This window comes from Campylobacter sp. CNRCH_2016_0050h (genome assembly GCF_025772605.1).
Classification (GTDB): Bacteria; Campylobacterota; Campylobacteria; order Campylobacterales; family Campylobacteraceae; genus Campylobacter_D; species Campylobacter_D lari_D.
In genome coordinates this window covers 14,541-35,797 of the sequence record NZ_JAKMSK010000013.1, presented here as the reverse complement: position 1 = coordinate 35,797, position 21,257 = coordinate 14,541, and the positions used below count along the sequence as shown (strand labels likewise).

The window sequence follows — 21,257 nt, the reverse complement described above, 5'->3', positions numbered from 1 at the left end:
TAAATTTGGAAGCTAAATATCTTTTAATTTAAAAGAATTCTTGCAAAATAAAATTAAATTTGCTAAAATACTTTTTATTTAAAAGGATTTTTATGCAAATGAATGAAATTACTGATAAATTAAAATTTATACTCCAAAAAGAAGGAATAAAAAACGCCAAAGATTCTGATGTAGCTAAGATGCTAAATATCAATCCTGATACCTTTTATAGTATGAAATTTAGAAATTCCATACCTTATAAACAAATACTTCATTTTTTAAATGAGAGAAATATTAATATCAATGCGTTTTTTTATGAAGATTCCCTTGAGAGTAATACTCTAACGCATGATCTAAACTATAATGTTTTAAAATATTATGATGTTAATGCTTCTATGGGAGGTGGAGCTTTAAATGATAATGTAAGTTTTTCAGAAGTGATTATAGATGAAAAACTAAGTGATTTTTTTGGCTCTAAAGATTGTGATATCATCCCATGTATAGGCGATAGCATGGAGCCTGAAATCAAAGATGATTCTTTGTGTTTAGTAGATAAAAGCAAAAGCTTTAAAGAAGGTGGAGTTTTTGCAGTAAATACCAGAGATGGTTTATTTATCAAACAAATTTTTAAAAGCAATAAAGGCGGAGTTTATTTACACTCTTTTAACCTAAGTTATGCGGATGTTCATTATCAAAATGGAGACTTTTTAATTGTAGGTAAGGTAGTAGGGACTATTAGTAGAATTTAATATTTAGCAAATAACTTCTTTTTCTATATGATAATTTTTATTATTTAAATTAATAAAAAGTTAATAAATTATATTTTTAAGTTAATTTTTATTAAAAAATAGTCAAAATTATGTTTTAAAAGTTAATAGATAATAAATAAGAGTGTTTTTATCTTTTAACAAAACTACATGAAAGGGAAGTTATGAAACATAAACTAGCTAAAGTCGCCACTTATGCTTGTTTAGCATTGGGCATTAGTTTGACTACACAAGCTTTTGCTTCTTCAGAGCCTAGAACCCTTGATGGTTATGTGGCTCAAGAAGATGCATTTTTTGATTATCTTTATAAAAATCACCCTATTTTTAAATATGAAAAAGAAGGGCGTTTAGTGGGTAAATTTACCCATAGTGATAGAACTGAAAATTGGGTTGTAAATCAAAATGGAGCTAAATTTGCTGCCGAGCATGATTTAAAGCAAGCTTCTATTACCTATCGTTTGCCTTATGAATCTTTTTTGGATTTTCCAAACAAATTTGTGGGTCCAAAAAAATGTGGTGAATGCCATCCTGCTCAATATGCTTCTTGGGAGCGCTCTCGTCATGCAAAAACCGTGCGTTTTCCACATGAAATGGAAGAAGTTGGTGGAGCTGAAGGTTTGAAAAAACCTATGTATAATTCTCAAGCTACTATTTTACCCGATGGAATTTATCCAAATGATGTTTATGCTCTCATTGGAACGCCAAGAACAAAATATGGTTTTATAGATAGATGGCTTGTGCGTGGAACTTACCATGTTGAAGATGGAAATTTGAGTGATTTAAGTGGTAAATTAACCGCTGGAGGCAATCAATTTTCAAGACTTTGGAGTGAGTTTTTAACCCCTGAAATGGCACAAAAAATAGCTGCATTTGCACCTGGTTTTCCTACTAAAATGGAAGATTTTGGAGGAAATGGCTCTCAAGTATGGGGAACAAACTCTTATGCTGCAACCTATAAAGAAAAAGCGGTTTTCCAACCTGCTACTGCGTATTGTGAAACCTGTCATACTTTTAAATTTGACTTTAAAAGCAAGGAAGAATTTTACAAAGCACTGGGTAATCCAAAAGAACTTCAAAAACATACCATCTCAAAAGGTATTACTTGCGAGGAATGCCATGGGGCTGGAGCACATCTTTATGGAGCAAGAGGTGCGGGTATGCCATCAAATTGTGAAAGATGTCATCAAAGATTTTCATACAATGAAACCGATGCTAAAATCAATCCTAGAAAACCTTTCAACGCATATTTTAAATCAAGTTGTCCTGCGTGTGGAACAGAAGGCGCTCAAATGTATTCTTCAGCACACTACGATAAGGGTATGAGATGTAATACTTGTCATGATCCGCATGAAGTAACTTTTAATGGTTGGAAAAGCGGTTATACTAAAACAAAACTTAAAAAAACTTGCAAAGATTGTCATGAAACTCAAGCAAGCTTTTTCAAAAAAGGTGGAATTCACGCAAAAGATAACTGTACAGCTTGTCACATGCCAAATATGATGAGTTGCGAAAACTTTGGAGCGGTTCAAAACCCTGATAAAGGTGGATTTGATAATGTTAGAGCTTCACATATTTGGAATATCAAAGTAGATAAAACCGCAAAAACACTTAATCCACCAGAAGGTAAAGAAAGATCGCCTAAAGTTGGTGGTTGGACTATAGCTAGAGATGATGAAGGTAGATTTTTCCTTGATTTAATGTGGAGTTGTGGTAGAACTAGTTTTAGTGATATTAACCTAATGGGTCCTGGTGCAAGTGGTTGTCATAGTCCTGTACAATCAACCTTACCTGAAAAACTTCACTTTAGCAATCAAGAAATGATTTATGATAAAGTAATGCAGTGGCAAAACCCTGTTAAAGAAGGATATGAGAAAATTAGAAAAGGCATAGCAAATATTGATAAAACTTTTGCTGAAAAAAATAAACTTTCAATAGAGCAAAAATCAAAAGTATTAAGCTTAACTAATCAAGCTCAAGCCATAGCTGATAGACTAGAAAAAGATGGTTCTTGGGGTGTTCATGGACCTGCTTATTCTAAGAAAATCATAGAAGAAGCTTTAATTTATATCCAAGAAGCACAAAATATCCTAAATGGTAAATAAAAACAAAGGAAGAATGAAAAATTCTTCCTTAAAATAAGGAGCTAGTCTTGAAAAATTTAATTACTCGACTTTTTATTGTGCTTTTTACTCTTTTTATGCCATCAGGATTTATTTTTGCTGAGGCTAATGGAGAAATAGGCTCAATAGAAGGTGTAAAAAGCATTAGCTTAGCACAAGCTCAAGAAATGCTAGATCAAAACAATACTTATTTTTTTGATGTCAATTCAGAGCAAGATAGACAAGCTAATGGTTATATACCTAATTCCATATCAACCTATGTGGAAAATTGGCAAAATTTATTACCTAATAATAAAAATGCAAATTTAGTATTTTATGGTTTAAATCGTTTTAGATTTGAAGCTTCTCAAGCAGCTGCAGTTGCTATAGAACTTGGCTATAAGAACTCTGTTGTAATGCTTGATGGTATAGAATCATGGGTAACTTCAGGTAGAAAAGTTGAAAAAATAGACACAGTTAAATGGGAAAAAGCTAAAGAAATTATCGAATTTAAAGACACTATCCACTCAAGATTTAAATTTAGCAACACCCCATCTTGTCGTGATTGTCATGCTCAAAAAGGTAAAGGCATTAGAGCTGATATTGCAGCAAATAAAAACCTAATCAATCAAAAATGTGCAACTTGTCATGAAAAAGCAAGCAATGCTTTAGCAGAAAGCGCTCATGGAGTAGAAAAGTTCTTACCCGCTCAAGATATGCAAAAGAAAAAAGAAAAACCATCTTGTGCAACTTGTCACTCTATTCATATTACCCCAAAACATTCAGGAATTTATTCACAAAAACAATTAGTCGATCAAAAATGCGCACAATGTCATAAACAAAAAAGTGCAACTTTTCATATGACTTTTCATGGTAAAGGTATGTTTTTAAGCACTCCAGGTGAAACTCCAAGTGTTGCTACTTGTTCTGATTGTCATGGAAAACATAATATTTTAAAATCAAGCGAAAGAAGCTCAACTCTCTCGCCAATTAACCGTGTTCAAACTTGTAAATCATGCCACCCAAATGCAAATGAAAATTTCGCAAATTGGATGGCACATGCTGATCATAGTGATGGCGAAAAATATCCTGGATTACATGGTGCTTATATATTCATGACTATTTTAGTCATCTCTGTATTTGTTTTCTTTGGAGCCCATACTATACTTTGGTGCTTGCGTTTAATTGCTATGCGTATAAAATATCCTAAAGAATGGAAAGAAGCAAGAAAAGCAGCACATGAAGATAAAGTAAGAGTAAGAAGATTTAGCACTTTCCATAGAATTCAGCATTTTTTTATGGCAGTTAGCTTTTTGGGTCTTGCATTCTCAGGCTTACCGCAAAAATTCTATGATTCAACATGGGCTAAACCTATGATTGATTTAAGCGGTGGAGATATCATTAACGCTGCAACTATACATCATATTTCAGCCATAGTAATGTTTGCAGTATTTTTCTCTCACATTGGAGAAATCATCATCGTAAATTGGAAACGCCGTGATGTAGCAAGGGATCCAATAACTGGCAAAATAAGCTTTATGAAAGTTTTAAAAGCTACTTTTGGGCCTGATTCTTTAATGCCAAATTGGCAAGATTTTAAAGATATGAAAGATCATTTTAAATGGTTCTTTGGTTTTGGACCAAGACCGCAATTTGATCGCTGGACTTATTGGGAAAAATTTGACTATCTAGCAGTATTTTGGGGTATGTTTATCATTGGTATTTCAGGGCTTATTTTATGGTTTCCTGCTTTCTTTGGTAAATTTTTACCAGGTGAAGCAATCAACTTAGCAACCCTACTTCACTCTGATGAAGCTTTACTTGCTACAGGATTTATTTTTGCAATTCACTTCTTTAATACGCATTTTAGAGCAGATCGCTTCCCTATGGATATGGTGATTTTTTCAGGAAGTATTAGCGAAGAAGAGATTAAACAAGAAAGAAATGTATGGTATAAACGCTTAAAAGAAAGTGGAAAATTAAGCACTTTATATGAAAATAAAAGTAACTTCAAAGCATATCAATGGCTAGCTAAACTTGCAGGATTTGCAATGCTAATCACTGGCTTAGTATTTTTATTTTTAATGCTTTATACTTTCTTTAACACTATCTTATAACCTTATTCGCTATAATAGCGAATAAGGACTTTTCCTAATTTTTTCAAGGATTTTAAATGTTTAAAACAATACTCTCACTTAGTTTTTTAAGTATTTTTTTTATAGCTTGTTCTAATGAAGAAAAACTTGATTCTAATTTAATCTCAAGTGGCACACAATTTTCTAAAGAAAATTTACAAAAAGCAAATGATTTAGATAAAAAATCTTATGAAGAAATAGCCTATTTATTTAAAGATAATACAAATATAAAAAGTGATGATAAAAACATTTTAATCATTTTCAGCGCAAATCACTGCCTTTATTGTGATAAATTAAAAGAAGAAATTAAAAATGATAAAAAAATACAAGAACTTATAAAAGACAAATACAGCTCATATTATATAAATATAAGCTATAAAAAAATTCATACATTTTATAAAAACCATAAAAGCGACTTAAGCACAGCTGAACTTTCTAGTATTTATGATATAGTAGCCACCCCTACTATTGTAATTTTAAACAAAAACAGCCAAACTTTGCTAAATTATCCTGGTTTTATTAGCGCAAAAAGACTAAGCGCTACAATGGAGTTTTTAAACCAAAAAGAAAATCAAAATTTAGACGAAGCAGCTATAGCACAAAAACTCATACATTTTTATAAAGAAAATAATATTTAAAGGTTAAAAATGCAGTATTTTTTTTCTTTTGCAATGAGTTTTTTACTAATGAGTATATATGCTATAGCTTGTGCTGTGGCAACCTTTATAGAAAATGATTTTGGTATTAGCGCAGCTAAAGCTTTGATTTATAATAATGCTTGGTTTGATATGTTGCATTTATTACTAGGTTTAAATTTAATCGGAGTGATATTTTATAACAAGCTTTTTCAAAAGAAAAAATACTCTATCTTGCTTTTACATTTATCTTTTATAGTGATTTTAATCGGTGCTGGACTTACTAGATATTTTGGCTTAGAAGGTGGAATGCATATAAGAGAAAATCAAAGCTCGAGTACCATAGTTACTAGGGAAGAATTTATAAAAATTACTGATTTTGATGCTAATGTTAGTTTTGAATTTCCTATTAGCTTTACCACGCTAACTCAAAAGCATTTTAAAAAAACTATTGACTTAAATGGCGAAAAATTAATCATAAGCTCTATCAAATACACTCCACAAAAAGACTCTATCACACCTGCTAGCTTAAAATTAAATATTAATTATCAAAAAGCAAATACACAAATAATCTTAAATCCAAATTTTACAAACAAACAAGCAGTGCATTTTAACTTACAGGGAAAAAATTTTACTATCAATTGGGGACCAAGAGAAATTAAGCTTCCTTTTGCATTACACTTAAAAGATTTTATACTAGAGCGTTATTTAGGCTCTATGAGTCCATCTTCTTACACTTCAAAAATTCAAATCATGGATGAGCAAAATAATATTAACTTAGATTATGATATTTTTATGAATAATGTTCTTGATTATGGTGGATATAGATTTTTTCAAAGCTCTTATGATCAAGATGAGCAAGGCACTATACTTTCAGTTAATAAAGATCCTGGTAAAATCCCTACTTATATAGGTTATACTTTATTGATTTTGGGATTTTTATGGGTTTTATTTGATAAAAACTCAAGATTTCATCGTTTAAGCATTTACTTAAAAAAAGGTCAAAGTTTTGTATTGTTTATTTTGCTTTTTGCAAATTTACAAACTCCACTTTTTGCACAAGAAGATAAAAATGAAATTTTAAATTTAATCTCAAATTTGCAAAAGAATTCCTATGAACATTCTTTAAATTTTGCAAGATTACTTGTGCAAGATCATAATGGTAGAATCAAGCCTTTAGATACTTTGGCAATGGAGTTTGTTTATAAAATCACTCAAAAAGAAAAATTTTTAAATCTTCACTATGATCAAATTTTTCTAGCAATGATGATTTATCCTAAAGAATTTAGAAAAATCAAAATGATAGCTACAAAAACAAGCAAGCTAAGAGAATTAATAGGCACAGATATAAATGAAAAATACATAGCATTTGATGATGTGTTTGATAATGGGGTATATAAACTTAGTAATTATATTGAGGAAGCTAACCGCAAAAAGCCCTCACTAAGAACTAACTTCGATAAAGATTTACTAGCCTTAGATGAAAAAATAAATCATGCATATTATATTTATAGCGGTCAAGCTTTAACTATTTTTCCTGATATTAATGAGCAAAGTTTAAAGTGGTATTCTCCGGTGCAAATTTTACCTTTTGCAAAAGAAGATGTAGAGCGTTTACAAATGCTTTTAGTTAGCTATTTTTTACAAGTTCGTAATGGTGTTGAAAATAATCAATGGCAAGATGCGAATGAAATTTTACAATCTTTAAAAGATTTTCAAAATCACTATGGAAGTAGTGTTTTACCGCCAAAAGAAAGATTAAATCTTGAAATACTACTTAATCATTATAATATCTTTGATAGTCTAACTTTTGTTTATATTAGCTTTGCGTTAGTGTTTTTCTTTTTAAGTTTTTATACTATATTAAAAAATATTTCTTTATCTGCCTTTGTATATAGATTTTTTTACATCATTTTAAACATGTGTGTAATCATACATGCACTAGCTTTAATCATTCGTTGGTATGTAGGTGGGCATGCTCCTTGGAGTAATGCTTATGAAAGCATGATTTATATAGCTTTTGCTTGTGCGATGAGCGCTGTGATATTTTTTAAAAAATCACTCTTGGCTTTATGTGGTGCGAGTTTTTTAGCAGGCATTTCACTTTTTGTGGCTCATCTTGGCTTTATGGATCCTCAAATTGGGAATTTAGTACCTGTTTTAAAATCATATTGGCTTAATATTCATGTTTCTATTATAACAGCAAGTTATGGATTTTTAGCACTTTGTTCTATTATAGGGATTTTGAGTTTAATTCTTTTTGCTTTAAGGGGTAAAAATAAAAATATAGATTTAAACATCATTAAATTACACTGCGTTAATGAAATGTCTATGATAATAGGATTTGCAATGCTTACAATAGGAAATTTTTTAGGCGGAGTTTGGGCTAATGAAAGCTGGGGAAGATATTGGGGTTGGGATCCAAAAGAAACTTGGGCTTTGATTTCTATTGTAGTTTATACTATGGTATTGCACTTAAGATTTATTTTTAAAACTTATTTTATTTTTGTTTTTGCAAGTGCTAGTGTTTTAGCCTTTTATAGCATATTAATGACTTATTTTGGAGTGAATTTTTATCTTTCTGGGCTCCATTCTTATGCAAATGGTGACGCTTTTCCTATACCAACTTTTGTGTATGTTTTGATTGTGCTTAATTTTGTTTTAATTATTAACGCAGGAAGAAAAAGGGATTTAAATACGCCTAGTTTTTAAACTAGGCTTTGCTTTTTTCTATTTCTTGAAGTGCATGGATAAGATCTTTTAAATTTTCATAAGGAATATGAACTTTCCAATCTATTCCATTTTCTTTTTTCAAAGCCACACCTATACTTAAGACATCATTACTTCCTATACCATAAGGATTAGAAAGATTACAAAGGCTTATTTCTCCACTTTTACTGCCATGTAATTCTATAGTTTTAAATATTTTTTTACTCATGTTTATCCCTAAAAGCTGTGATAATTTTTGCTTGAAATTTCAACCAATCTTTTTGAAGCATAATAGGAAAACCACCATAAACCCTAGCACCTTCTAAATTTTTAGTGACCCCACCTCTTGCTGCTATGGTAGCAAAATCTCCTATTTCTAAATGTCCACTTGTAGCACTTTGCCCACCCATAGTAACATTTTTACCCAAAATACTTGAACCTGAAATTCCACTTTGAGCTACTATAAGACAATTCTCCCCTACTTCACAATTATGCCCTACTTGAACAAGATTATCAATCTTTGTGCCTTGCTTTATGATAGTGCTTTCAAAAACTGCTCTATCAATAGTCGTGCAAGCTCCAACTTCTACAAAATCTTCTAGAATAACATTTCCATTATGATAAATCTTATAATGCTCGCCATTTTTTGTATGCGCATAGCCAAAACCATCACTACCTATAACACAATTTGCCAACAAATGACATTTTTTACCTATTTTAGTGTCATTATAAATCACAACATTTGGATGGATTATAGTATATTCACCTATACTTACATTATCACCTATATAAGCTCCTGCCATTATTACTACATGATCAGCTATTTGGACATTTTCGCCTATATAAACATTTGGCATAATCTTGGCGCTTTTAGCGATTTTAGAATTTTTCTTTTCACTAGAGATTAAAGGTTTTGCAAAAAGCTTACTTAAAAGCGCAAAAGACAAATGTGGATTATCAACAACTAATTTAACACAATCTTTTGAAACTAAATTTTCAAATTCTTTGGAGACTAATATAGCCCCAGCTCCACTACTTGCAATTTTTTTAGAGTTTTTTTCTCCATCGCAATAACTAAGTTCAGTAAAACTTGCATTATTCAAAGAATTCAAAGCTGTAATTTCTATATCATCTCCACAATATTCTATGCCTAAAAATTTAGCAATTTCACTAATTTTCATTTTACCTCCATTAAAATAGAACCACTTCTAACAACACTAATAGGATTATACTTTTTCATGGTTTTTAAAAAGTTATCGATATTTTTTGCATTATCACTTGCCATTACTATAATAAACTCATCATCACTATAAGTTACACTGCCATTATAAGCTTTTAATATGGCATCTAAGCCTGCAAAATTTTCATTTAAAGCAATCTTTACCAAGGCTGTTTCTTTTTCTATAAAATCACTAGAATCAATTACCTTATAAGTAGGTATGAGTTTATGAAGTTGTTTAATAATTTGCTCAAAAACTTTTTCATCACCTAAAGTAACGATATTTATCCTTGAAAATTCTTTATCATCAAGTGGAGCAACCGTAAGAGATTCTATATTGTAACCACGCCCTGAAAAAAGCCCGACAACGCGTGATAATACCCCATGCTCATTTAATACAATGACAGAAATTACTCTTCTTTTCATTTTTTATCCTTGTTTTTATAGCTAGGTAAAATCATATTATAAATAGCTCCGCCCGCAGGAACCATAGGTAATACATCTTCATAACGATCTATAGCTACATTTAAAACACAAGTTTTTTTAGATTCTAAGGCTGCTTTAAAAGCTTTTTGAAATTCTTCTTTATTAAAAACATTATAACCCTCACAATGAAAACCTTTAGCAATAGTAACAAAATCAGGTTGACTTGTTAGATCTGTATTAGAAAATCTTTCTTTATAAAACATACTTTGCCATTGTCTTACCATACCTAAAAAAGAATTATTTAAAATGATATTAATCACTTTAATTCCATAAGCACTTGCTGTCATTAGCTCTTGTATATTCATTAAAAAAGAACCATCGCCTACAAAATTTATTACAACTTCTTCATCTACAGCTAATTTAGCTCCAAGTGCGGCCGGTAAAGAATACCCCATAGTTCCTTGCCCACCGCTTGTTGCAAGTTGTCTAGCATAATTAAAAGGATAAAATTGCGCTACCCACATTTGATGTTGCCCCACATCAGTAATTATCCTTGCATCAGGAGCTAATCTAGCACATTCTTCTATAACCCATTGAGGTTTTAAAACTTCATCACTATCTTCATAGATTAAAGGATATAATTGTTGATAGTTTTGTAAAGTTTTAAACCATTCTTGGTATTTTGTGTTGTCAAAACTTTCTTTTTTTAATTCTTCTAAGGTATCTAAAATAACACTTTTAATATCCCCAACTATAGGAAAATGCGCTTCGATGATTTTAGAAATAGAGCTTGGATCTATATCAATATGAACGATTTTTGCACCCTTAGCAAACTCACTTGTTTTACCAGTAATCCTATCATCAAACCTAGCACCCACAGCAATGAGCAAATCACACTCACTTAAAGCGATATTTGCACAATAACTTCCATGCATACCTGCCATTTTTAAATTAAGCTCATCATCACTTCTTAAAATCCCTAGAGCCATCAAAGTTTCAACTGCAGGAATTTGGCAAAAATGAATCAAATCTCTTAATTCGTCACTAGCATTAGAAGCTATACAACCTCCACCTAGGTAAAATAAAGGTTTTTGGGCATTTTTAATCAAACTTACTAATTTTTTAATTTGCTTGATATTTCCTTTATAGGTTGGCTTGTAAGTTTTCATAGAAATTTCTTTAGGATAATGCCATACACCCATAGCAGCAGTAACATCTTTAGGTATATCAATATGCACAGGCCCTTTTCTACCTGTTGTAGCAATATAAAAAGCTTCTTTTAAAATTTTAGGTAATTCTTCGATATTTTTTACTAAATAATTATGCTTTACACAAGGTCTTGAAATACCTATAGCATCGATTTCTTGAAAAGCATCTGTTCCTATTAAAGAATTTGCAACTTGAGCTGAAATTAAAACCAAAGGTATAGAATCACTATAAGCAGTAGCTAAACCTGTAACTGTATTAGTAAAACCAGGTCCACTTGTAACTACTGCCACACCAACTTTACCACTCATTCTAGCATAAGCATCAGCGCTATGTAAAGCCGCTTGCTCGTGTCTGACTAAAATGTGTTTAAAATGAGTTTGCTTGTAAATTTCATCATAAATATTTAAAGCCGCACCACCAGGATAACCAAAAACTACTTTAACATTTTCTTCTTTTAATGCTTCACAAATCATTTGCGAGCCATTTAGCTCTTTCATTTTATTTTACCTTTTTGCTTAAAATGGAAAATATTATAACGATAATTTAATAAATATTATTTTACAAGAAAGAGTTTCTTGAAAATCAAGAAACTACTTGTGCTTTTTTAGCGTATTCTATACCTAAATCAAAAGCTTTTGCATTTGCCTCTTTAGTTTTTGCAGGTACCATATCAAGCATAGTTTGTTTTAATGCATCAATATCAATACATTTACTCATATAAGCAGCTATAGCTAAAGCAACCACTGATTGAGTAGCTACATTCCCTACTTCTTCTTTAGCTATAGTAATAATAGGAATTTCAAAAATTTTCCATCTTGTATAATCTTCTTTACTTGGATGAACTAAATTTGGCTCTATAACTATAACACCACCATCACAAACACCGTCTTTAAAACTATGATAACCTTTATCAGCAGTTGAAAGCATAAAACTAACTTCACCTTCCACTGCATAAGGAAAAAAGATTTCATTTTCATCAACGATAATATCAACCTTAGTTGGCCCACCTCTAACTTGAGAAGTATAAGTAGAAGCTTTAAAAGCATTACGCCCTTCTTTAATGGCGGCTTTAGCTAGAATTTCACCTGCAGTGATAACCCCTTGTCCACCTTCACCACAAAATCTTAATTGATATTTCATTTTAATACTCCCAAATCAACCATTCTTTTTTCTTTCAAGGCTCTTCTAACTTCCTCATAAGCTTCACAATATTCTGCTTTGCTTTCATCTTGGTGTAAAATTCCTGTAGGGAATTTATCCGCTCTTTGTTCATAGTCTAATTGTTCAAATTTAGACTTTTCAACACAACGATTTTTAATCCAATCAAGCATGCTTACAGCTTCGCCCATTTTGTTTTTTCTACCTAGGTTAATATGGCAGTTTGAAAATACATCTACAAAACTATAACCTTTGTGAGATAAAGCTTTAAAAATGATATTTTCAAGCTTATTTGCCTCTATAACATTTGTTCTTGCTACAAAAGAAGCCCCAGCGGCTTTAGTAAGCTCACAAGCATCAAAATTTGGGTCTATATTACCTGCTTGAGCTGTAACAGTGTAAAAGCCTTGTGGTGTAGTTGGTGAAGTTTGTGAATTTGTAAGACCATAAATAAAATTATTGATTAAAATATGAGTTAAATCTATATTTCTTCTACATCCATGGATGGTATGATTTCCACCAATTGCTAAAGTATCGCCATCTCCGCTTACTACGATTACATGTTTTTTAGGGTTTGCTAGTTTAATCCCTGTTGCATAAGCAATAGCTCGACCATGAGTAGTATGGACTGTATTGCAATTTACATAAGAACTCATTCTACCACTACAACCTATACCAGAAACTAAACAAACATCATCCATATTCCAGCCAAGTTTTTGAATAGCTCTAATAATAGCTTTTAAAACAACACCATCCCCACAACCCCAGCACCATTGTGTTGGAAGTTTATCTACTCTTAAATATTCATCATAATTAAAAGCCATTTTACATATTCTCCTTTACTTTAGCAATAATTTCACTTGGGGTTATAGGGCGACCATTTGCACGGTGCAAGCTAATAAAATCATCTCTTTTGCTTACTCTTTGAATTTCTTCTAAATATTGCCCCATATTAAGCTCACTTACCATAACTTTTTCAAATTTAGATACCACTTGAGCTATTTTTTTCTCAGCTACTGGATAAAGCGTAATAGGTCTAAAAAGCCCTACTTTTAAACCCTCTTCTCTAAGTCTTAAGATAGCTTCTTTAGCAGATCTTGCAACGCTTCCATAAGCAATGATTAAAAACTGCGCATCATCACACATAAACTCTTCATAAGTACAAATTTCATTAGTATTATTTTTGATTTTACCAAACAATCTTTTCATATTTTTATCTACTATCGCTCCATCTTCTGTTGGAAAGCCTATGTCTCCATGATGAAGTCCTGTGATATGATAACGATAACCTTCAAAGAAAGGATTTAGCGTAGCAGCTTCATTTTCACCTGCTGCATAAGGTTTATAATCTTTTTTATCTCCCGTAAATTTTTTACGATTAATAATTTCTAATTCTTCCAAATCAGGTAATTTTGCCTTACCATTCATATGTCCTATAGTTTCATCTAAAAGCAAAAATACTGGAGTCATGTATTTTTCAGCTAGATTAAAAGCTCTAATAGTTTCAGTGTAAGCTTCTTCTAATGAAGCAGGAGCTAAAGCTATACTTGCATAATCTCCATGTGTTGGAGCTTTTGCTTGAAATAAATCACCTTGCGCAACCCTTGTTGGAAGACCAGTTGAAGGACCACCTCTCATAACATTTACAATTACTAGTGGAATTTCAGCTATAAAACCCAAACCAATTTGTTCAGCTTTTAAAGAAATTCCCGGCCCGCTGCTTGCTGTCATGGATTTTACTCCACTCATAGAAGCACCTAAGGCCACGCTAATACCCGAAATTTCATCTTCCATCTGTATAAAAGTACCATCATTTTTTGGTAACATATGGCTTAGTTCATGTGCTATTTCAGAACTTGGGGTAATTGGATAACCACCAAAAAATTTACAGCCACAATCAATCGCAGCTTTGGCTACTAAAACATTACCTGTTGATATAACTTCTCTCATTTTGTTTTCCTATGCATTTAGTTTTTTATATTTATTTTCTTTAACAGCTTGTGCTCTTTCTTTAGCTTCTGGTGTAAGCTTTGCAAATTTAAATTCATCTCTTTTGGCAACAAAAATCGCAAAATCAGGACAGTGACTTTCACATTCACTACAGCCTATACAAGAATCAGGATGAACCACTTCTATCATCTGTCCTAAAACTGCACTGATTTCATCTCTCATTGCTAAAACTCCGGCTGGACAATAGCTAACACAGATATTACAAGCCTTACATCTTGCTTCATCAACCCAAACTGGTGTATTCTCTGGAGCAATCATTAATATTCCTTTCTAGTTTTTTGTAATTTTCTAATGATTTTTTATTAAAAATTATTTTTAAAACAAACTTTTTATTATAGCGAATTTATAGCATGATTAAATATTATTTAAAAGATAAAATAAAACTAATAAGATTTTATAACACAAAGTAACATTAGGAGTAAAAAACTCCTAAAAAATTATTTATAATTATACTGAATAAAAGAATTTTCTAATGCAATTTGTTCTTGATTGTCTAATTTTAATTCTAAAGTTTCAAGCACCCCATCAAGACTAATCCTTGCCATAACTCCAAAAGCTTTTTCTCTTATGCCATATTCTCCATCTAAAATCACACATACTGGTAAAAATTCTCCACTTTTTAAAGCCTCTATCATTCTCACGCAAGCACTAGCAGGAGCTAAATAGGCTGAAGTTTTTAAATATTTTATAATTTTAGCACCACCGGTTTTAACCTCTTGTTCAATTTGAACAATATCTTGCTTATTTAAGACTTCACTTAAAGCTTTATTTTGCACTTTACTTTGAGATTTTACCAAAACCATACTATCATTGTGAAAACCTATAAGCTTAGTATCTATATAAGAAGTTTTTATATCTAATTTTTTGCTCACTTCGTATTTAAATCTAGCATTATCTAAAACACCTGCCATAGCAATGATTTTTTTTAATGAAAATAATTTACTTTCATAAAGAGCGTTGAGTAAAAAATCTACAGGATTGCTTACTATGATAAACAAAGGATCGTTGTTAAATTTTTTAATATTTTTTGCACACTCAAGCATAATTTTAGAATTAATAGCAAAAAGCTCATCTCTACTTTGACCTTCTTTTCTAGCTACACCTGCAGTAAAAATAACCACTTGAGAATCTTTTGAGTATGTATAATCATCCGTACAAGTTATTTTAATATCAAAATTAAAAGCGGCTATGCTTTGACTTAGTTCTAATTCTCTAGCAAAAAGCAAGTCTTTATTAATATCAATCAATATAATCTCATCTATTAATTCTCTTAAAATTAAAGCATAAGCAATGCTTGCACCGACATTTCCTGCTCCTATGATGGTAATTTTCATCTTAGCTCCTTTGTGGTATTATTTAACTAAATTTGTCGGTAATTCAAAAATATTTTTTATCAAATGATAAGGAAGTTGCAAACTCTGTGCGATAAGTTGAGTTTTAAACTCGGGATTATCAATTGTTCCACCTAGTTTAATTTGTGTGCTAATTTGCCTGTCTTTGCCTAATATGATTTGATTGATAATTGGAACTTTAGAAATAACCGAACTAGCTGATTTTAGCGTTCTAAGCTCTAATAAACCATCCACTTGACTACTTCTTAAATTGATTTTAGCTTGACCTAAAATATCTGCACTATCACCATTAAAATTTAGCGCATCTATTTCAAAAAGATCTTTTTTGCGATTAAAACTTATACCAGCATTTTCTACACTAAAACCTTTTTCATTAAAAGTTGGGGCTTTAAATAAAATCAAACTAGGTATGGTATCAATAAAACTTAAGAGTTGCTGATGAAATTTTAAATCTTTTAAATAAGTATCTTTAAATAAAAATTTGCCTTTAAAAAAATCAGTACTATTACCATCTACATAAAGATTAAACTCGCCTTTTTCAAAAACATTTTGACGCATAAAAGTATTTAGAAAATCATCATCCATTTTTAAAGCTCTAATTTGCATTTGATTTTCTTTAAGCAAAAGCTCAAATTTAGACTCATTTCTATTAGCCCAAGCTTTTATATAGTCTTTTTTGATTTTAGCATTAAATTGATCAAAATCTAAAGTTTTGTTAAAATCTTTTAAGATCAAATCTATATTTTTAGCACTGATATTATAATTTGAATTTTCAAGATTATCTAGTGTGTTTTCTGTATCTTGTTCTGAAAATAATAAATTAACATTATTTAAAGTAATGTTAATATCATCATTGTCTTTTTGTGCAAAAACACTACCACTTGCGCTAGTTAAATTAAAATCTTCTCCTTTTATTTTTATACTAAAACTATCATACTCATAAGGATTATTATCCTTATAGAGTAAAAATGATTCAAAAGTAGTATTATTTATATCTACATCAAAATCTTTAAAATTTAAAGTATCTAATGACAACTCTCCATCATGCACATTATTTTTTTGCATTAATTTAGAATAAGTCTTATACTTTGCAAGCTTAGCAACATAAACAGACATACCTTGATCAAAATTTAGAGTCGTAGTAAGCTCTTTATTATATAAACTGATATTTTTATCATAGTTAAGATCTAAATCAAGAAATTTATTTTCCATTTTTAAGCTATCTTGTGGTAATTTTAAATTTGTTATAAAGGTCTTAAAATCACCTTTTTTTTGCTTTAAATCAATACTTGCATTAAAATCACCGCTGATTAATTCACTTTGTACGCTTGCATTTTTAATCTCTAATTTATCTTTTTGTAAATCAATATTTGCTTGTATGACTTTAAAGTCACTTATATTTATATTAGAATTTACAATATCAAAATTTCCTTTATATGAAATTCTTTCAGGATGTTCAAAAGGAATTTTCAAAACTAAATCAGTCTTTGTAATACCATTGTTTTGTAAAAATGGTAATTTTATATCATATAAACGCAAAATTTTATTCACTCTATAATCAGCTCTAGCATTGTCACTTTTTATGCGTATATAAATTCCTGCTTTTTCATTTAGCATATTGTCTATATAAATTTGACTTTGATTAAGATTGTAATTGTTAAAATATAATTTATCATAGATAAATTCTAGTTTTTGTTTATTAAATTCAAGTCTTACAAAAGGACTAATGATAGGATCTATACCTTTATCTAAAACCACTTTCAAGTTATTTACATAACCTTTAGCACTAATATCATTCAAATAATATCTATGTTTTCCAAAATCTGCAAAGCCATTTAATTTCTCTATAAAATAAAAATCAGCCTTTACCTTACCGCCCACCCAAAGAGCAAGATTAGAAGGCAAATGCACTCCATTTTCCACTAAAATATCAAAAATTTTTGAAATATTATTTGAGCTTATATTTTCTAATTCATAAGCAATCTCTTCTCTTTTAAGTGAGAATTTGACATCACTTTTTAAAAAATCACTATCAATTTCTCCTTTAAAAGTATAAAATTTTGTCTTAGGATTGATAAGTAAAGAGCCAACTACACTAAGGTTATGATCTTTTAAAAGAAAATTATCAATATTAGCTTGTATATTTTTATCACTAATTTTTAAATTGACTTTTACTAAAAGATTTTTACTGTTTACAAAAAATAGATTATTTTTATAAATTAATTCCACGGGATAGTTATTAACAAAAATTTCATCTATATTGATTTCTTGAAAAAACCAATAAATATATTTTACATCTTTGATAAGCTGTACAGCTTTACTCGCACTAGTTTCATTTTGAGTGTTTTGATTTTGAGAATTTACTATAACTTTTTTTGCATTTAAAATGAGTTTTTTATCTAATTTAATATATAATTTCTCCAAATTAATAGAAGAAATTTCTAATTTTTCTATGTAAATTCCATTTTTGAGGTAAATAAACAAAACAATGAAAAGTATCATAGGTAATGCTAAAAATTTAAGAATTTTTTTAATATGTTGTGATTTGATTTTAATTTTTCTTTTATCCATTTTTTATTATCTACTTTTACCTATAAAAACAAACTCTGTAGTTTTTATACCACAAGGTTCTGTTAGTAAGATTATAACGCAATTAGATAAAAATAACTATAAAATGAGCAATATTGACAAATATACTTTATATTTTTTAGGCCATCCACAATCTGGCTGGATAAATATAGGCACAAAAGAACTAAATAGAGCTGAATTTTTACATAAGCTTACCGTCGCTAAGGCAGCACTTGAAACTATTACTTTAATTCCTGGGGAAACGACTGAATTTTTCTTTGAAGAATTAGCACCAAAGTTAAATTTAAATGCCAAAACCTTAATGCAAGAATTTTACAAACAAAGCCCTTTTAAAGAAGGTATGCTTTTTCCCGAAACTTATAAAATTCCAAAAGGCATTACAGAAGAGCTTTTAGTAAAATATCTTTTAGCTTACTCTGCAAGTGAATTTAAAAAACTTTCTTATAAAATTTTTAGAGAATACAATGAAAAAAAATGGCATGAATATATCATCATTGCTTCCATTATACAAAAAGAAGCAGCGAGTAATGAAGAAATGCCTATAGTTTCATCTGTGATTAGAAATCGCTTAAGAAAAGGCATGAAGCTTCAAATGGATGGGACATTAAATTATGGAAAATACTCTCATGAAAAAATCACTCCACAAAGAATAAGATCAGATAATAGTTCTTACAATACTTATAAATTTAATGGCATACCAAAAGAAGCTGTGTGTAATGTTTCATTTGAAGCTATTAAGGCGGCTATTTTTCCTGCTAAAACAGAATATTTATACTTTGTAAGAGATAAAAAAACCAATAAGCATATTTTTACCTCTACTTTAAAAGATCATAACAAGGCAATAAGAAATTGATTATAAAATTTCTCTTTGGCCTTTTGCATCAGGTTCGCTTAAAACACCTGTTTGTGAAAGTTGTTCTATGATATTTGCTGCGCGGTTGTAACCTATTTTTAAGCGTCTTTGCAAATAAGAAATACTAGTTTTTCTATCTTCTAAGATTACAGCCTTTGCTTCTTCATAAAGTTCATCTAAATCTCCATCGTCAAATTCACTTCTTTTATAAGCTCCATCTTGACTATCATCTTTTAAAAAGCTCTCATCATATTCTACTACTTGTTGAGCTTTTAAAAACTCTACAATATTTTCGATTTCATTTTCGCTTGCAAAAGGTGCGTGCAAACGCACTAAACCACTCATACCAGGAGGAGTAAATAAACAATCTCCACGCCCTAATAAACTTTCAGCTCCCATAGAATCTAAAATAACCTTAGAATCTATCTTTTGCCCTACTTTATAAGAAATTCTACTTGGTAAATTTGCTTTTACAACACCAGTAACAACATCTACTGAAGGGCGTTGCGTGGCTACGATCAAGTGAATTCCACTTGCTCTTGCCATTTGTGCTAAACGACCTATATAAAACTCTACATCCTTACCTGCTGTCATCATTAAATCAGCCAACTCATCAATAATCACTACAATAAATGGTAAAATTTCTCCACCTTGTTCTTTGATCTTTTCATTGTAATTTTCTATATTTTTAGTTTTTGCTTCAGCCATCAAACGATATCTGCGTTCCATTTCAGCCACCATATTTGATAAAGCATTTACCGCCTTTTTAGGATCAGTAATTACCGGTGTAAGTAAATGTGGAATATCATTATAAATACTAAATTCAAGCATTTTAGGATCTATCATCATAAGTCTTAAGGTTTTTGGCGAATTTCTATAAAGCAAAGATAAAAGCATAGAATTTATACCCACACTTTTACCACTTCCTGTAGTTCCTGCTATTAAAAGATGAGGAAGCTTTTTAAGATCTGTGATGAAAGGATCGCCTACTATATCTTTACCTAAAGCTATAGTTAAAGGTGAGCTAGAATTTTTAAATACCTCACTTTCTAAAATTTCTCTTAAGTAAATCGTATCGATTTTTTCATTTGGAACTTCAATTCCCACTACATCTTTACCTGGAATTGGAGCTTGAATTCTTATAGTTTGAGCTTTTAAAGCCATAGCTAAATCATCTTGTAATGATAAAATTTTACTTACTTTAACATCTGCTGCTGGGCGAAATTCAAAAGTAGTTACAACAGGACCTGTGTAAGTTCTAACTACATCGCCACCTATTTTAAAGCGTCTTAATTTTTCCAATAAATCATAAATTTTTCTATCTATTTCTTCTTCATTTATCTCGCTTTTGCCTTCTTTTGGCATAGTTAAAAAATCTAAGGGTGGTAAAGAAAAATCTTTTGGTTTTTCAAAATTCCCAAAGTCAAGATCTTTTAATAAAGCTTTATTTTCACTCACTTCATTAGTGATAGAATGGTGTGTTTTATTTTCTATTACTTCTATTATAGGCTCTTGGGTAATCTCAAATGGAATTTTTTCTTCTTTAACTTCATTTTGTGCTTCTTCTACTACAAAAGGACTTTCATAGTTTCTTTTACTTCTTAGCTCTTCTATACTAATAGGCTTGGCAAAATCATCTTCACTAAAATCAAGTTCTTTTACTTCATTTTGTGGAATAAAATCTTCATCTTTAAATTCTTTTACCCCTAAAAAGCTAGTTTTATTTTGAATTTTTTTAAACTCAGCTTCTTTTTGTGCTTCTATAGCATTTAATTCTTCAATTTTTTTAAAATCCTCATTAAGCTCTTCTAAGATTTTTTCTTTTTGCAAGGCTTTATATTCTTCTAACAATTTAGCTTTTTGTAGCATTTGTTCACGCTCTTTAAGCTCTTTGGCAAACAAAGAATTTTCTTCTATCACCTCTTCTTTGTTTTCGTTTAAATCCATATTGCGTCTTTTATAGCTTGGTTCATCTAAATTTTTACTTTTTAAAGTTTGAGTATAAATATCTTCACTTTTATTTTTGTATTTTAATAAATACTCTTCAGGGGTCATTTCATCTTCCTTTATATTTATTTGACTAGCTTTTTGAGCAAAACTTGCAATAGGCTCTGAAA

At 30.3% G+C, this 21,257-nt stretch carries 16 protein-coding genes and 1 pseudogene; 6 read left to right on the top strand and 11 right to left on the bottom strand.

What is annotated here, in order from left to right; translation table 11 throughout:
• Positions 1-92 precede the first annotated feature (92 nt).
• From L8X28_RS07040 to ccsA, 5 genes are all read left to right on the top strand, one after another.
• Positions 93-728: a helix-turn-helix transcriptional regulator gene (locus tag L8X28_RS07040; RefSeq protein ID WP_220566402.1), complete on the top strand. Its 636-nt coding sequence runs from the start codon at positions 93-95 to the stop codon at positions 726-728.
• A gap of 182 nt (positions 729-910) precedes the next feature.
• On the top strand, positions 911-2,848 hold the full coding sequence (locus L8X28_RS07035; RefSeq protein ID WP_263665917.1) for a cytochrome c family protein: 1,938 nt from the start codon (positions 911-913) through the stop codon (positions 2,846-2,848).
• A 95-nt stretch (positions 2,849-2,943) separates the two neighbouring features.
• A complete protein-coding gene (locus L8X28_RS07030; RefSeq protein WP_412175530.1) occupies positions 2,944-4,962 on the top strand; it encodes a rhodanese-like domain-containing protein in 2,019 nt (672 codons plus the stop codon).
• A gap of 56 nt (positions 4,963-5,018) precedes the next feature.
• Positions 5,019-5,618 (top strand): SoxW family protein, encoded by a 600-nt coding sequence (locus L8X28_RS07025; protein WP_263665915.1) that lies wholly within the window; start codon positions 5,019-5,021, stop codon positions 5,616-5,618.
• 9 nt (positions 5,619-5,627) lie between these two features.
• On the top strand, positions 5,628-8,327 hold the full coding sequence (gene ccsA, locus L8X28_RS07020; RefSeq protein ID WP_263665914.1) for a cytochrome c biogenesis protein: 2,700 nt from the start codon (positions 5,628-5,630) through the stop codon (positions 8,325-8,327).
• Position 8,328: 1 nt separating this feature from the next.
• Here the strand turns inward: ccsA and L8X28_RS07015 are convergent, their stop codons facing one another.
• The 10 genes from L8X28_RS07015 to L8X28_RS06970 form a co-directional block, all read right to left on the bottom strand.
• Positions 8,329-8,553 carry a hypothetical protein gene (locus L8X28_RS07015; RefSeq protein ID WP_133318859.1) on the bottom strand — a complete coding sequence of 75 codons (225 nt, stop codon included), beginning with the start codon at positions 8,551-8,553 and terminating at the stop codon, positions 8,329-8,331.
• Positions 8,546-9,505, bottom strand: coding sequence for a UDP-3-O-(3-hydroxymyristoyl)glucosamine N-acyltransferase (gene lpxD / locus L8X28_RS07010; protein WP_263665913.1), 960 nt, complete (start codon positions 9,503-9,505; stop codon positions 8,546-8,548). The genes L8X28_RS07015 and lpxD overlap by 8 nt, the downstream gene beginning before the upstream one ends.
• Positions 9,502-9,969 carry an acetolactate synthase small subunit gene (gene ilvN, locus L8X28_RS07005; protein WP_039628356.1) on the bottom strand — a complete coding sequence of 156 codons (468 nt, stop codon included), beginning with the start codon at positions 9,967-9,969 and terminating at the stop codon, positions 9,502-9,504. Before ilvN ends, lpxD begins: the two co-directional genes overlap by 4 nt.
• The gene (locus L8X28_RS07000) at positions 9,966-11,675 is read right to left on the bottom strand and encodes an acetolactate synthase large subunit (protein ID WP_263665912.1); all 1,710 of its coding nucleotides are present in this window, start codon (positions 11,673-11,675) and stop codon (positions 9,966-9,968) included. Before L8X28_RS07000 ends, ilvN begins: the two co-directional genes overlap by 4 nt.
• 85 nt (positions 11,676-11,760) lie before the next feature.
• Positions 11,761-12,318 carry a 2-oxoacid:acceptor oxidoreductase family protein gene (locus L8X28_RS06995; protein ID WP_263660781.1) on the bottom strand — a complete coding sequence of 186 codons (558 nt, stop codon included), beginning with the start codon at positions 12,316-12,318 and terminating at the stop codon, positions 11,761-11,763.
• Positions 12,315-13,160 carry a 2-oxoglutarate ferredoxin oxidoreductase subunit beta gene (locus L8X28_RS06990; RefSeq protein WP_133318855.1) on the bottom strand — a complete coding sequence of 282 codons (846 nt, stop codon included), beginning with the start codon at positions 13,158-13,160 and terminating at the stop codon, positions 12,315-12,317. The genes L8X28_RS06995 and L8X28_RS06990 overlap by 4 nt, the downstream gene beginning before the upstream one ends.
• A gap of 1 nt (position 13,161) precedes the next feature.
• Positions 13,162-14,286 carry a 2-oxoglutarate synthase subunit alpha gene (locus tag L8X28_RS06985; protein WP_263665911.1) on the bottom strand — a complete coding sequence of 375 codons (1,125 nt, stop codon included), beginning with the start codon at positions 14,284-14,286 and terminating at the stop codon, positions 13,162-13,164.
• 9 nt (positions 14,287-14,295) lie between these two features.
• Positions 14,296-14,610, bottom strand: coding sequence for a 4Fe-4S binding protein (locus L8X28_RS06980; protein ID WP_133318853.1), 315 nt, complete (start codon positions 14,608-14,610; stop codon positions 14,296-14,298).
• A 173-nt stretch (positions 14,611-14,783) separates the two neighbouring features.
• On the bottom strand, positions 14,784-15,680 hold the full coding sequence (locus L8X28_RS06975; protein ID WP_263665910.1) for a malate dehydrogenase: 897 nt from the start codon (positions 15,678-15,680) through the stop codon (positions 14,784-14,786).
• Positions 15,681-15,698: 18 nt separating this feature from the next.
• On the bottom strand, positions 15,699-18,200 hold the full coding sequence (locus L8X28_RS06970) for an AsmA-like C-terminal domain-containing protein (protein WP_263665909.1): 2,502 nt from the start codon (positions 18,198-18,200) through the stop codon (positions 15,699-15,701).
• Between L8X28_RS06970 and mltG the strand changes: the two genes are divergently transcribed.
• Positions 18,187-19,140, top strand: a complete 954-nt coding sequence (gene mltG / locus L8X28_RS06965; protein WP_263665908.1) for an endolytic transglycosylase MltG — start codon at positions 18,187-18,189, stop codon at positions 19,138-19,140. The two genes, L8X28_RS06970 and mltG, sit on opposite strands and share 14 nt — an antisense overlap.
• Here the strand turns inward: mltG and L8X28_RS08455 are convergent.
• Positions 19,141-20,661, bottom strand: a pseudogene (locus tag L8X28_RS08455) (DNA translocase FtsK); the annotation flags it as partial.
• Positions 20,662-21,257 lie beyond the last annotated feature (596 nt).

What these genes read in the sequence shown, in the direction of transcription:
- L8X28_RS07040 (WP_220566402.1), top strand. Translation starts at nt 93, where the DNA reads ATGCAAATGAATGAAATTACTGATAAATTAAAATTTATACTCCAAAAA.
- L8X28_RS07035 (WP_263665917.1), top strand. Translation starts at nt 911, where the DNA reads ATGAAACATAAACTAGCTAAAGTCGCCACTTATGCTTGTTTAGCATTG.
- L8X28_RS07030 (WP_412175530.1), top strand. Translation starts at nt 2,944, where the DNA reads ATGCCATCAGGATTTATTTTTGCTGAGGCTAATGGAGAAATAGGCTCA.
- L8X28_RS07025 (WP_263665915.1), top strand. Translation starts at nt 5,019, where the DNA reads ATGTTTAAAACAATACTCTCACTTAGTTTTTTAAGTATTTTTTTTATA.
- ccsA (WP_263665914.1), top strand. Translation starts at nt 5,628, where the DNA reads ATGCAGTATTTTTTTTCTTTTGCAATGAGTTTTTTACTAATGAGTATA.
- L8X28_RS07015 (WP_133318859.1), bottom strand. Translation starts at nt 8,553, where the DNA reads ATGAGTAAAAAAATATTTAAAACTATAGAATTACATGGCAGTAAAAGT.
- lpxD (WP_263665913.1), bottom strand. Translation starts at nt 9,505, where the DNA reads ATGAAAATTAGTGAAATTGCTAAATTTTTAGGCATAGAATATTGTGGA.
- ilvN (WP_039628356.1), bottom strand. Translation starts at nt 9,969, where the DNA reads ATGAAAAGAAGAGTAATTTCTGTCATTGTATTAAATGAGCATGGGGTA.
- L8X28_RS07000 (WP_263665912.1), bottom strand. Translation starts at nt 11,675, where the DNA reads ATGAAAGAGCTAAATGGCTCGCAAATGATTTGTGAAGCATTAAAAGAA.
- L8X28_RS06995 (WP_263660781.1), bottom strand. Translation starts at nt 12,318, where the DNA reads ATGAAATATCAATTAAGATTTTGTGGTGAAGGTGGACAAGGGGTTATC.
- L8X28_RS06990 (WP_133318855.1), bottom strand. Translation starts at nt 13,160, where the DNA reads ATGGCTTTTAATTATGATGAATATTTAAGAGTAGATAAACTTCCAACA.
- L8X28_RS06985 (WP_263665911.1), bottom strand. Translation starts at nt 14,286, where the DNA reads ATGAGAGAAGTTATATCAACAGGTAATGTTTTAGTAGCCAAAGCTGCG.
- L8X28_RS06975 (WP_263665910.1), bottom strand. Translation starts at nt 15,680, where the DNA reads ATGAAAATTACCATCATAGGAGCAGGAAATGTCGGTGCAAGCATTGCT.
- mltG (WP_263665908.1), top strand. Translation starts at nt 18,187, where the DNA reads ATGAAAAGTATCATAGGTAATGCTAAAAATTTAAGAATTTTTTTAATA.
- L8X28_RS06970 (WP_263665909.1), bottom strand. Translation starts at nt 18,200, where the DNA reads ATGATACTTTTCATTGTTTTGTTTATTTACCTCAAAAATGGAATTTAC.